General features: G+C 69.0%; 12 protein-coding genes. 10 read left to right on the forward strand and 2 right to left on the reverse strand.

The genetic code is table 11. The features are described from left to right. Positions 1-8 precede the first annotated feature (8 nt). Genes folC through MOQ72_RS02430 form a run of 4 tightly spaced genes read left to right on the forward strand, consistent with a single transcriptional unit; the run spans position 9 to position 2,583 of the window. On the forward strand, positions 9-1,376 hold the full coding sequence (gene folC / locus MOQ72_RS02415; protein ID WP_242180224.1) for a bifunctional tetrahydrofolate synthase/dihydrofolate synthase: 1,368 nt from the start codon (positions 9-11) through the stop codon (positions 1,374-1,376). Between the two features lie 26 nt (positions 1,377-1,402). Then, positions 1,403-1,855 carry a DUF4233 domain-containing protein gene (locus MOQ72_RS02420; RefSeq protein ID WP_242180225.1) on the forward strand — a complete coding sequence of 151 codons (453 nt, stop codon included), beginning with the start codon at positions 1,403-1,405 and terminating at the stop codon, positions 1,853-1,855. Between the two features lie 54 nt (positions 1,856-1,909). Next, positions 1,910-2,158 carry a ribbon-helix-helix protein, CopG family gene (locus MOQ72_RS02425; RefSeq protein WP_242180226.1) on the forward strand — a complete coding sequence of 83 codons (249 nt, stop codon included), beginning with the start codon at positions 1,910-1,912 and terminating at the stop codon, positions 2,156-2,158. Beyond that, positions 2,155-2,583, forward strand: a complete 429-nt coding sequence (locus MOQ72_RS02430; RefSeq protein WP_242180227.1) for a type II toxin-antitoxin system VapC family toxin — start codon at positions 2,155-2,157, stop codon at positions 2,581-2,583. The genes MOQ72_RS02425 and MOQ72_RS02430 overlap by 4 nt, the downstream gene beginning before the upstream one ends. Here MOQ72_RS02430 and MOQ72_RS02435 read toward each other — a convergent pair. After that, complete coding sequence (locus tag MOQ72_RS02435) at positions 2,580-3,449, reverse strand: LysR family transcriptional regulator (protein WP_242180228.1); 870 nt, start codon at positions 3,447-3,449, stop codon at positions 2,580-2,582. The genes MOQ72_RS02430 and MOQ72_RS02435 overlap by 4 nt on opposite strands. A 111-nt stretch (positions 3,450-3,560) precedes the next feature. Between MOQ72_RS02435 and MOQ72_RS02440 the strand changes: the two genes are divergently transcribed. After that, the gene (locus tag MOQ72_RS02440; RefSeq protein WP_242180229.1) at positions 3,561-4,472 is read left to right on the forward strand and encodes a DMT family transporter; all 912 of its coding nucleotides are present in this window, start codon (positions 3,561-3,563) and stop codon (positions 4,470-4,472) included. A 9-nt stretch (positions 4,473-4,481) separates the two neighbouring features. Here the strand turns inward: MOQ72_RS02440 and MOQ72_RS02445 are convergent, their stop codons facing one another. Beyond that, a complete protein-coding gene (locus MOQ72_RS02445; RefSeq protein WP_242180230.1) occupies positions 4,482-5,582 on the reverse strand; it encodes a zinc-binding dehydrogenase in 1,101 nt (366 codons plus the stop codon). Between the two features lie 204 nt (positions 5,583-5,786). On the opposite strand from MOQ72_RS02445, the gene MOQ72_RS02450 reads away from it, so the two are divergent. The 5 genes from MOQ72_RS02450 to MOQ72_RS02470 all read left to right on the forward strand — a co-directional run bounded on the left by MOQ72_RS02450 (position 5,787) and on the right by MOQ72_RS02470 (position 12,039). Beyond that, positions 5,787-7,322 (forward strand): alkaline phosphatase D family protein, encoded by a 1,536-nt coding sequence (locus MOQ72_RS02450; RefSeq protein ID WP_242180231.1) that lies wholly within the window; start codon positions 5,787-5,789, stop codon positions 7,320-7,322. Positions 7,323-7,744: 422 nt separating this feature from the next. Continuing rightward, the gene (gene ndk / locus MOQ72_RS02455) at positions 7,745-8,155 is read left to right on the forward strand and encodes a nucleoside-diphosphate kinase (RefSeq protein ID WP_242180232.1); all 411 of its coding nucleotides are present in this window, start codon (positions 7,745-7,747) and stop codon (positions 8,153-8,155) included. Positions 8,156-8,160: 5 nt separating this feature from the next. Further along, positions 8,161-8,706: a GNAT family N-acetyltransferase gene (locus tag MOQ72_RS02460; RefSeq protein ID WP_242180234.1), complete on the forward strand. Its 546-nt coding sequence runs from the start codon at positions 8,161-8,163 to the stop codon at positions 8,704-8,706. A 210-nt stretch (positions 8,707-8,916) separates the two neighbouring features. After that, entirely contained in the window at positions 8,917-10,899 is a 1,983-nt protein-coding gene (locus MOQ72_RS02465) for a TIGR03960 family B12-binding radical SAM protein (RefSeq protein ID WP_242180237.1), read from the forward strand. A gap of 345 nt (positions 10,900-11,244) precedes the next feature. Then, a complete protein-coding gene (locus tag MOQ72_RS02470) occupies positions 11,245-12,039 on the forward strand; it encodes a TIGR03936 family radical SAM-associated protein (RefSeq protein ID WP_242180240.1) in 795 nt (264 codons plus the stop codon). Positions 12,040-12,135: the final 96 nt, after the last annotated feature.

Here is a 12,135-nt window from a genome sequence, read left to right on the forward strand (position 1 = left end):
GTGAGCACTTGTCCGGCACTGATCCCGCCGCGTTGCACGAGTTGCGCGTGGTGGAGGCCGAGCTCGACGAGCGCTGGCCAGAGACCAAGATCGAACCGTCGCTGGACCGGATCCGGGCGCTCACCGATCTGCTCGCCGAGCCGCAGCGCAGCTACCCGGTGGTGCATATCGCCGGTACCAATGGCAAGTCGTCGACCTCGCGCATCACCGACGCCCTGCTCAGCGGCCTCGGCCTGCGCACCGGCCGCTACACCAGCCCGCACCTGCAACTGGCCACCGAGCGCATCAGCATCGATGGCAACCCGATCAGCCCGGCGGGCTACGTCGAGGCGTACCGGGACGTCGCACCGTACGTGTCCATTGTGGATTCTCGGAGCGACGTTCGGATGAGCAAGTTCGAAGTGCTCACCGGGATGGCCTTCGCGGCTTTCGCCGATGCCCCGGTGGACGCCGCGGTGATCGAGGTTGGCCTGGGCGGCAGCTGGGACGCCACCAATGTCGCCGACGCGAAGGTCGCGGTGATCTGCCCGGTCGCGCTGGACCACGCAGAGTACCTCGGCACCGAACTGGGCGCCATCGCCAAGGAGAAGGCCGGAATCATCAAGCCCGGTTCCATCGCCGTGGTGGCGGCGCAGTCGGCCGAGGCCCAGAAGTCGATCATGGAGCGGGTCGCCGAGGTGGACGCGACGGTCGCCCGCGAAGGGCACGAGTTCGGTGTGCTGTCCCGGACCGTCGCGGTCGGCGGGCAACTGCTCCGGTTGCAGGGCTTGGGCGGCGTGTACGACGAGATCTTCCTGCCGCTGCACGGCGAGCACCAAGCTCGCAACGCCGCACTGGCGCTCGCCGCCACCGAGGTGTTCTTCGGTGCTGGTGCGCAGCGGCAACTCGACGTCGAGCGGGTCCGCGAGGCGTTCGCGACCGTCATCACGCCTGGGCGGCTGGAGCGGGTCCGCGCGGCACCGGCGGTGCTCGTCGACGCGGCCCACAACCCGCACGGCGCTCGCGCGCTGGCCGACGCGTTGAGCTCGGAGTTCTCCTTCCGCCGACTGGTCGCCGTGGTCGGTGTGCTCGGTGACAAGGACGCGCGGGGCATCCTGGCCGAACTTGAGCCGGTGGTCGAGGAGATCGTGCTGACCAGGAACTCCTCGCCCCGCGCGATGGATCCCGACGAGCTCGCGGGCGTGGCCAAGGACATCTTCGGCGCGGACCGGATCGTCGTCGAGCCCCGGCTGGACGACGCGGTCGAAGCCGCGATCCAGTTGGCCGAGGAAACCGAGGAGCCCGGTGAGTCGGTCTCCGGCGGCGGCGTGGTGATCACCGGATCCGTGGTGACCGCGGGTGAGGCGCGCACGCTGTTCGGCAAGGAGCCAGCGTGAGCGAGCCGCGAGACACTGGAGCCGTTGTGACCGATCAGTCGAAACCCGAGCCCGGCAAGGGCTTGCCGGAGGCGCCGCCCGGCGTGCGCGACCCGTGGAAGGGCCTGCGCGGGATCATGGCGGGGACGCTGGTGCTGGAGTTCATCGCCTTCCTGCTCGCGCTGCCGGTGGTCTGGAAGTTCAGCGGTGGGGTGTCCAGCATCGGCTTCGGCATCGTCATCGCACTGGCGGTGCTGATGCTCGTCGCCGGGTTCGTGCAGCGTCGGCCGTGGGGTCTCGGCGTCGCGCTCGCCCTGCAGGTCGCCGCGATCGCGTGCTTCCTGGTGCACCCGGCGATCGGCATCATGGGCCTGGTGTTCGGCCTGGTCTGGGCCTACATCCTGCACCTGCGCCGCGAGGTGGCCCGTCGGATGCGCGAAGGCCAGCTCTACGACCAGCTGGGCCACCCACCCGGCTATCCCCCGGAGCAGACCGACTGAACATCAGTGGTCGATCATGGTGCATCATGATGCATAGGGGTTATGCTCAGATGCATGAGGACGACCATCACTATTGATGATCAGTTGCTCGACCAGTTGAAATTGCGTGCCGCGCGCGAGCGCACAACCGTAAGCGCGCTGATCGAAGACGACGTCCGCATGGGTGAGCTGCGACGCGCACAGCGCGAAGCCCCCGAACGGAATCGATTTCGGCTGCCGACATTCGACCTGGGAGAGCCGAAGCCGGGTGTTGACCTCAACGACAACGCCGCAGTAGTCGAATTCATGGAGCGCGACGAGTGATCGCCTGCGACGTAAACGTACTGCTCAATGCGCAGAACGCTGCGCTGCCCGACCATGCGAAGTACTTCGCATGGCTTGAGGACGCGCTGAACGGTGCGACCCCGGTTGGCATCCCGTCACTGGTCTTCAGCGGATACCTGCGGATCATCACCAACCATAAGATCTGGAACCGGACGTTGGCTCCCGAACAGGCATTGGAAATCATCGCCGCGATCCGGACAGCACCCGCATTCGTGCAACTTGAACCCGGCCCGCGGCACTGGGAGATCTTCACCGAGCTCTGTCGCAAAGCCGACGCGAAGGGCAACCTGGTCCCGGATGCCTATCTCGCGGCCATCGCGATCGAGCACGGTTGCGAGTGGATCACTGCTGACCGAGGCTTTGCCCGCTATCCGGGGCTGCGTTGGCGGCACCCCTTGGACTAGGCGGTGTCGGCTTCGGCGCGGAGGGCGTCGACGAGCGCTGTCGTAGCCGGGTGCCAGGGTTTTGCCAGCGGGCCGGTGAGGACGAGGTGGCGCTTGAGGCGTTGGCGCAGCGGGACGAGAACCAGTCGGGTGTCGAGCATCGACGCCGCTAGACCGGGGACCACCGAAACGCCCACACCGGCTCGGACCATCGCCAGCAGCGTGCCGAGCTCGCGGATGCGGTGGGCCGGTTCGAGCCGCGATTCAGCCTGGCGGTAGATGTCGCGGATGTGCGGCTCGCAGCCGCCGCAGGACAGCAGGAACGGGTCGTCGTCAAGATCGCGGATGTCGACTTCGTCCTCTTCGGCGAGCGGGTGTTCGTGCGGCAGCAGCGCGTGGAACAGGTCCTCGCCGATCTGCACCCCCGGACCGGGCGGCGGATCTACGAGGACCGCGAGATCGACGATCGCCGAGGCCAGCCAGTCGGCGACTTCGTCATCCTCGCCTTCGAAGACCCGGATCCGCAGCTGCGGGAACTCATCCCGCCAGCGGGTCAGCAAACCGGGCAGCAGTCCCTGGCAGATGGTCGGCGGCGCGGCCAGTCGCAGGATGCCCGTCGGGCGACCGTCCTGCTGATCCGCCAGCGCACGGATGGTGTCGGTCGCGGTGATGGCCGCGCGGGCGTGGTCGAGGATGCGCTCGCCGAACGCGGTGGGCCGTGGCTGTCCGTGGCGGATCAGCACCCGATGACCCAGGGATTTCTCCAGCGCCGCCACGGCGTGCGAGACCGCGGACTGGCTGATCTGCGACACCTCCGCAGCAGCGCCGAACCCGCCCTCGTCGGACACCGCCAGGAACGCGCGGAGCTGTGTGATGTTGATCGTCATGAGCAACTCTCATCGTGAGATCAAACCTACTTGTTTGACTCATGATGCCCGGTCGAATGTGATGGCCGAAAGCCGCCGGAGGTCGGCGGCGTCAGACGACAAGGTGGTGGCATGGCCAAGCAGGTGGCGGACGTTTCGGCGCGCGGAACCGGTCAGGTGACCTGGTTACCGGGCTTCGTGCTGCTGTCGGCGATCTGGGGATCCAGCTTCGTGCTGATCAGAGTCGCCGTCGACGCCGGTGTCGCGCCGCTGTGGGTGGCGCTGGCGCGCTGCCTGTTCGGTGCCGCGGCGCTGTGCGGCGTCTGCGCCGTGCAGCGGGCTTCGATGCCCCGCGACCTCCGCACTTGGGGCCATGCCGCAGTGGTCGGGTTGTTGCTGAACGCCGCGCCATTCACCTTGTTCGCCTACGGTGAGACGCACGTCAGCTCGGTGCTCGCCGGGGTCTGGAACGCGACGACTCCGTTGACCACGCTGGTTTTCGTCCTCCTGCTGGTCCCGCAGGAGAACCCCACCGTGCGTCGGATGATCGGCTTGCTGATCGGCTTCGGCGGTGTGCTGGTGGTGCTCGGCGTGTGGCACGGCGTCGGCGGTGGGGTGCTGGTCGGCAGCCTCGCCTGCCTGGGCGCGACCACCTGCTACGGCGCCGGATTCGCCTACACCAGGAGGTTCTTCTCCGGCCGCACCGAGTCGGCGGCTGCGCTGACGACCATGCAGCTCACCTGCGCGACGGCCCAACTGGCGCTGGGCGCGGTGCTCTTCGGGTCGGTGCCCGAGTGGCCGGGCGTGACCGCGGTCGGGTCCCTGGTGCTGCTGGGTGCGGTGGGCACCGGGCTGGCGTTCCTGCTGAACCTGCGGGTGATCCGCGCGGCGGGATCGACCATCGCATCGACCGTCACGTACGTGACGCCGCTGTGGTCGACGGCGCTGGGCGCGATCCTGCTCGCCGAGCCGGTCGGTTGGAACACCGTGCTCGGCGGTGCGCTGGTGATCGCTGGCGTCCTGTTCGCCAGATCCGCCCGGTAGCCGGGTGCGTCAGCTGATGTCGACGACCGCGCGGCCGACTGTCTCGCCGCGCTTCAGGGCGTCGTAGGCGTCTTGGACCTGGTCGAAGGGGTAGTGGCGGCTGATCGTGTCCTGCGGGCGGAGCAGGCCGCGTGCCACCAGGTCCAGCAGGACCGGCATGTCGCGTCGCGGTTTCGCGCCGTAGGAGCCCTTGATCTGCAGCTTCCGCCGGGCGATCGTGGCCAGGTCGAACTCGCCGGTGGTGCCCCGCGCGGCGATGCCGACCACCACGATCTGCCCGCCTTCGACGACCGAATCCCGCGCGATGTTGAACGTCGGCACCGCGCCCAGCGCTTCGAAGGCGACGTCCACGCCGCGCCCGCCAGTTAGCTCGCGGATCACTGCGGGGGCGTCCACCTCGGCGGAGTTGACCACATGGGTCGCGCCGAGCTTCCGCGCCCCGGCCAGCTTCTCCTCGCTGATGTCCACCGCGATGATCATCGACGCGCCGAACACCGCCGCGAGTTGGATCAGCGCCGAGCCGACACCGCCCGCCGCGACCACCGCCACGGTGTCGCCGACGTGCACGTTCGCCGCGTGGCGCAGCGCGCCGTAGGCCGTCATCGTCGAGCAGCCCACCGAGGCGACGTCGGTCAGCCCGACGCCCTCCGGGACGCGGTAGACCGAGGTCGCGGGGGTGACGCAGCGCTCGGCCAGCCCGCCCATCGAGTACATCCACACCGGCTCGCCGTCCGGCCGGAACAGCCGGGTCTCGTCGTCGTACAGCCGCCCCTTGCCCCGGTTGAACTCGAAGAACCGCTGGCAGATCTCCTCGTTGCCACGCGCGCACTGCTGGCATTGGCCGCACGGCATGATGAAGCTGGTCACCACCCGGTCGCCGATTTCGAACCCGGTGACCCCAGAGCCGATTTCGGAGATCACCCCGGCTACCTCGTGTCCGAGCACGGTCGGCGTCGGGAACGGCAGTTCGCCCTTGAGCACGTGCAGGTCCGAGTGGCAGGCGCCGCAGGACCGCACGTCGATGGCGACCTCACCGGACTTCGGCTGGGGATCGGCGAGCTGCTCGATCCGCATCGGCTGGTTCGCGGCGGTGTGCACGGCGGCGCGCATCCGGACCTCCTTGTCAGGACTTGTCACAACTTGTCAGACCGGCCAGTCGGTTTGACCGTGAAGCTATCGCGCCGATCAGGCCCGCACCAGGGGTCGTGAGCGCGTGGCCGGGTTCTGCACGCACGACCAATCGGCACCAATCGTTCATCTCCCAGTCGGCCAGCGGTGATCGCGTTGCTGCCTGGTGCGGATAGAAACCGCCGCATGAGCCCCGAATCTGCCCTCAACCGGCGCGACCTGCTCCGCCGGGGTGCCACCGTCGGCCTCGCCGCAACCGGGTTGCTGCTGTCCGGCGCCCCGGCCTTCGCGCGCTCGGGCCGCCCGGTCCTGACCCACGGCGTGCAACTCGGCGATCCCCGACCGGACGGCGCCGTGGTGTGGACCCGTGCCGACCGGCCGTCGCGGATGTTCGTCGAGCTCGCCCGCGACGCCGATTTCCGCAATGCGGTGCGGATTCCCGGTCCGGTCCTGACGCCGGAAACCGACGGCACCGGTGAGCTCCGGCTGACCGGCCTGCCGCCGGGGCAGCAGGCGTACTACCGCGTCATCGCCCAGGACCTGGACGGCCGCGTCGAAAGCGATGCGCTCACCGGATCCTTCCGCACCGTGCCGCGCGACCGCCGCGACCTGCGGTTCCTGTGGTCCGGCGACGTCGTGGGCCAGGGTTGGGGCATCAACCCGGACCTCGGCGGCATGACGATCTACACCGCGATGGCCGCCCGCAACCCGGACTTCTTCCTGCACAGCGGCGACACGGTGTACTCCGACGGGGCGTTGCAGGAGTCCGTGGTGCTGCCCGACGGCCGGGTGTGGCGCAACATCGTCACCCCGGAGAAGGCAAAGGTCGCCGAAACGCTGGCCGAATACCGCGGGCAGTTCGCCTACAACCTGCTCGACGAGAACGTCCGCCGCTTCACCGCGCAGGTCCCGCAACTCGTGCAGTGGGACGACCACGAGGTCACCAACAACTGGTACCCGGGCGAGATCCTCGACAACGACAGCTACACCGAGAAGCGCGTCGACGTGCTCGCCCAGCGCGCGTTCCAGGCATTCCACGAGTGGCAGCCGGTCCGGCGCCAGGACGCGGTGGACGGCCGCGTGTACCGGAAGGTCTCGCACGGCCCGCTGCTGGACGTGTTCGTGCTCGACATGCGCAGTTACCGCGACCCGAACTCCACCGGCACCTCGCCGGAGCGCATCCTCGGCGACCGCCAGGCGCGCTGGCTGGTCGACGAGCTCGCCAGGTCGCGCGCGACCTGGAAGGTGATCGCCTCGGACATGCCGATCGGCATCATCGTGCCCGACGGCGACAAGATCGAGGCGGTCGCCAACGGCCTGCCGGGCGCGCCCAACGGGCGCGAGGCGGAACTGGCCTGGGTGTTGCAGGAGATCAGCCGCCGGTCGGTGCGCAACATCGTCTGGTTGACCGCCGACGTGCACTACACGGCAGCGATCCACTACGCGCCGGAGCGCGCGGCCTTCGTCGGGTTCGACCCGTTCTGGGAATTCGTCTCCGGCCCGCTGCACGCCGGTGCGTTCGGCCCGAACGAGTTGGACCCGACCTTCGGCCCGGAGCAGGTGTTCGTCAGCGCCCCGACCCGCCAGGGCGCTTCGCCGTTGGAGGGCTTCCAGCACTTCGGCGAGGTCAACATCGACGGCCGCACCGCGGAGCTGCGCGTCGACCTCCGCGATCAAACCGGGCGCCCGCTGTGGACCAAGACCCTGCCCCCACAGCGCTGACCAGCCACGACCGAGTTAATAAGAGGGTGCTCGGATTGGCTTGCGTGGCGGTGCGGGTAGCGGAACCTCAGAGGTCTTCTCGCTGTGGGATCCCCGACATCATGTATGCCGATACACCACGTCGGGGCTGTCCTCGCGAGAAAACCTCTGAGAACCCGCGGCGGTGCCAGCTGCGGGGGTGGGAGGAAGCGGCTGACGCCGCTTGCCTGACGACCCCCTCGACATGCCCAATCCGCGCGAGTTCTAAGTCGGAAGTGGAAGTAGGAAAAGTCGCATTCGCACCGCCACGCAAACAGAGTTCTAAGACAGGGCTCTGAGACAGGCCCGTCGGTCGGTGTGCGACCTGCATCGATACGCTGGCTGGCAAATCGGGCGCGGTGCATCGTGGCACCCGGCGCCGAAGGAAGTGAGGAGAGTCAACCGTGAGCGAGCGCACCCTGGTCCTGGTCAAGCCCGACGGTGTCGAGCGCGGGCTGGTCGGCGAGGTCATCAGCCGCATCGAGCGCAAGGGCCTGAAGCTGGTCGCGCTGGAGCTGAAGAACGTGGACCGCCAACTCGCCGAGCAGCACTACGCCGAACACGACGGCAAACCGTTCTTCGGCTCGCTGATCGAGTTCATCACCTCCGGCCCGGTCGTGGCCGCGTGCGTCGAGGGGCCCCGTGCCATTTCGGCGTTCCGGCAGCTGGCCGGTGGCACCGACCCGGTCGACAAGGCCGCGCCGGGCAGCATCCGCGGCGACTACGGCCTGGAGGTCCAGTTCAACCTCGTGCACGGTTCCGACTCCGCCGAGTCGGCCGAGCGCGAGCTCAAACTGTGGTTCCCGGAGCTCTGACCGCGGTGGCCGACAGCGACATCGACCCCGACGGCTTCGTCACCGGGCCGCACCGGGTGGACACCCCGCACCCGGACCTGGTGGACGCGCTGGCGGACCTGTGGGGCCGGGTCACCGTCGCCGGGGGAGCGGTCGGCTTCAGCCCCACCGACCCGGTCGATCAGCTGCGCGCGGCGGCCGCCTCGCTCGTCGAGGACATCCGCGTCAAGAAGGCGCACCTGATCACCATCGGCCAGCAGCACGTGCTGGTCGGTCTGGCCGTGCTGCGACCGCGCCAGCTGCCGGTCCGCAAGCACACCGGCGAGCTCGTCTGGCTCGCCGTCGACCCGGTGCTGCAGGGCAAGGGCTGGGGGAAGCAGCTGCTCGACGCGGTCCTGGTGCAGGCGCAGGCGATCGGCCTGGAGAAGCTGGACCTGGTCACCCGCAGCGGGCACGACCTGGAGCGCTTCTACGAGGCGCACGGCTGGGTCGAGCGCGGGCGCTGGCCGGGCGCGGTGCGCGTCGCCCCCGGCGACGACCGGGACGAAATCTGGTTCACCCGCGACGTTTGAGCCGCGGTGCACAGCGCGGTGAGTGGCGATTTCTCGCGAAATCGCCACTCCTTCCCCAAGGGAAGCGCCGATTTCGCGAGAAATCGCCCGCTGTGCCGTCCAGAACGAGTGCAAGGCCCGGCGCGGAAGCCCACTGGATGCCGGTGCGGCGGCGAGGTGCCGGAATCGCCCGCTTCCCCTCGGCAGGGGGCGAACCTCTACCCTGACCGGGTGCGTGTGGAGTCCGTTTTCGACAGGTTGGAACCGCTGTTGCCGCGCGTCTCCAAACCCGTGCAGTACGTGGGTGGCGAGCTCAACGCAACGGTGAAGGCGTGGGACGACGTCGCCGTCCGGTGGTGCCTGATGTACCCCGACGCCTACGAGGTCGGACTTCCCAACCAGGGCGTGCAGATCCTCTACGAGATCCTCAACGAGCAGCCCGATGTGCTGGCCGAACGCACCTACTCGGTGTGGCCGGACCTGGAGGCGCTGATGCGCGAGCACGGCATCCCGCAGTTCACCGTGGATGCCCACCGCCCGGTCGTCGCCTTCGACGTGCTGGGCGTCAGCTTCGCCACCGAGCTGGGCTACACCAACCTGCTCGGCACGCTCGACCTCGCGGGCATCCCGCTGCATTCCGTCGACCGCACCGACGACCATCCGATCGTGCTCGCGGGCGGACATGCCGCGTTCAACCCGGAGCCGATCGCGGACTTCCTGGACGCCGTCGTGCTCGGCGACGGCGAGGAAGCCGTTCTGGAGATCACCGAGGCCATCCGGCGGTGGAAGGGCGAGGGGCGGCCGGGTGGCCGGGACGAACTGCTGCTGCGGCTGGCCGAGTCCGGTGGCGTCTACGTGCCCAAGTTCTACGACGTCAGCTACTGCCCGGACGGCGCGATCGAGCAGGTCGTGCCCAACCACGAACGGGTGCCGTACCGAGTCTTCAAGCGCACCACCATGCAGCTCGACGACTGGCCGTACCCGAAGCAGCCGCTGGTGCCGCTCGCCGAGAGCGTGCACGAGCGGATGAGCGTGGAGATCTTCCGCGGCTGCACCCGCGGTTGCCGGTTCTGCCAGGCCGGGATGATCACCCGGCCGGTGCGGGAGCGGTCCATCGAGGGCATCGGCGAAATGGTGCAGCGCGGGTTGGCGGCCACCGGCTTCGAAGAAGTCGGGCTGCTGTCGCTGAGCTCGGCCGACCACTCCGAGATCGCCGAGCTCACCAAGGGCCTGGCGGACCGCTACGAGGGCACCAACACCGGGCTGTCGCTGCCGTCGACGCGGGTGGACGCCTTCAACATCGACCTGGCCAACGAGTTGTCCCGCAACGGCCGCCGCTCCGGACTGACCTTCGCCCCCGAAGGCGGTAGCGAGCGGATCCGGCGGGTGATCAACAAGATGGTGTCGGAGGAGGACCTGATCCGCACCGTCTCGGCGGCCTTCGCCAACGGGTGGCGGCAGGTCAAGCTGTACTTCATGTGCGGGCTGCCGACCGAGACCGACGAGGACGTGCTGCAGATCGCCGAGATGGCCAAGGAAGTCATCCGGGCTGGTCGGCAGGCCGCAGGTCACAAGGACATCAGGTGCACCATCTCCATCGGCGGGTTCGTGCCCAAACCGCACACCCCGTTCCAGTGGGCATCGCAGACCGACCCGGACACCATTGACGACCGGCTGCGCAAGCTGCGCCAGGCGATCAACTCCGACCGCGGCCTCGGCCGCAACATCGGCATGCGCTACCACGACGGCAAGCCGTCCCTGATCGAGGGGCTGCTGTCCCGCGGCGACCGCCGCATCGGTCGGGTCGTCGAGCGGGTGTGGCGCGAGGGCGGCCGGTTCGACGGCTGGAACGAGTACTTCTCGTTCGAGCGCTGGACCTCCTGCGCCGCCGCCGAGTTGGTGCCGCTGGGCGTGGACATGGACTGGTTCACCACCCGGGAGCGCGCCGAGGACGAGATCCTGCCGTGGGACCACCTCGACTCCGGGTTGGACAAGGAGTGGTTGTGGGCCGACTGGCGGGACGCGCTGGACGCCCGCGAGCAGGACGACTGCCGGTGGACGCCGTGCTTCGACTGCGGCGTGTGCCCGACCATGGGCACCGACATCGAGGTCGGCCCGACCGGGCGAAAACTGCTGCCGATCTCGCCGGTCGGCCAGGGCGCCCCGGTCCGCAATCCGGCCTTCACCAGTTGGCGGGCGCCAAATCCGACCTAGCCGGATCTGTCAGTTTTGCCCGGAACTGGCGCACCCGAACCGGGCAAAACGCCGCGCGGTTCTAGGCAAAACCGTCCACCAGGGCAACGTGATTCCGTGATGTGGAAGATAGCTCGCGCTGGTGACCGGCTCACCGGAACCGGGACCGAGGTCGGTCGAGTGCTCGGTGCGGGGTTGGTCACCGGGGTACGGTCCTTCGAAACATGACGCGCAGGTGTTGTCACACTGCGGTTGAGCAAGCAAGCATCGGCATCGGAACAGGTCGGCGACGACCGCCGATGACGATCATTGGTCGGGGAGGACATCCTGAGTCGGCGAGATCACCCCAATCCCTCGGCGCCACCGGTGCAGAAGCTGCGGCTGCGTTACGCGAAACGGGGACGGCTGCGGTTCACCTCGCACCGGGACGTGGCGCGCACCTTCGAGCGCGCGTTGCGGCGTGCCGGGGTTCCCATGGCGTATTCCCAGGGCTTCAGCCCGCACCCGAAGGTCTCCTGGGCAGGTGCGGTGCCCACCGGGGTGTCCAGCGTGGCGGAGTACGTCGAGCTCCAACTCGTCGAACGACTCGACCCGGCGGTGCTGCGCGGCGAGCTCGACGCCGCGCTGCCCGAGGGCATCGACGTGCTCGACGCGGTGGAGGCCGCGCCGGGCGCGCTGGCCGACCGGCTGGAGGTGAGCCGGTGGCGGATCGATCTTCCCGGCACGGACGTCGCTGAGCTGCGTGACGCCGTAGCGGCGCTGATGGCCGCCGAAAGCGCGCTGGTGGAGCGGCTGACCAAGGACGGTCGCCGCACCATCGACGCACGAGCGGCGCTGGTCAGCGCGGAGGTGCGGGAGGGTCACCGGGAGGTTGCGGACAGTGATCGAAATTCCGCCTCCACCGCCCAGGTGGACGATTGGCCGAAGGCATCGGAACCGTATGGGATACTCGTAACGGTCGTGCGGCAGACAACACCGGTCGTACGACCCGACGACGTACTGAGCGCCCTGCGTGTCGTCGCCGGTCTGGCACCGTCGGCCGCCGCGAGCGCGACCCGGCTGGAGCAGGGTCGGCTCGACGACGGGGGAGGCATTGCCGACCCGTTGGCCCAGGACTCAGGCGGCGACCGGATTCCGGCGGGAGAGCCCGCGGCCGGGTGACGGACGGCGCGGACGTCGTCGACCCGCCGTGTGACTTCCCGGCCTGAAGGCCCGGGGCGGAGGGACCACCAGAATTGCCGTCGCCCAATGGCGGCG

Source organism: Saccharopolyspora soli (assembly GCF_022678645.1).
GTDB lineage: Bacteria > Actinomycetota > Actinomycetes > Mycobacteriales > Pseudonocardiaceae > Saccharopolyspora > Saccharopolyspora soli.

Coding starts and splice junctions, on each gene's coding strand:
- MOQ72_RS02450 (WP_242180231.1), top strand. CDS start 5,787: ATGAGCCCCGAATCTGCCCTCAACCGGCGCGACCTGCTCCGCCGGGGT.
- MOQ72_RS02440 (WP_242180229.1), top strand. CDS start 3,561: ATGGCCAAGCAGGTGGCGGACGTTTCGGCGCGCGGAACCGGTCAGGTG.
- MOQ72_RS02425 (WP_242180226.1), top strand. CDS start 1,910: ATGAGGACGACCATCACTATTGATGATCAGTTGCTCGACCAGTTGAAA.
- MOQ72_RS02435 (WP_242180228.1), bottom strand. CDS start 3,449: ATGACGATCAACATCACACAGCTCCGCGCGTTCCTGGCGGTGTCCGAC.
- MOQ72_RS02445 (WP_242180230.1), bottom strand. CDS start 5,582: ATGCGCGCCGCCGTGCACACCGCCGCGAACCAGCCGATGCGGATCGAG.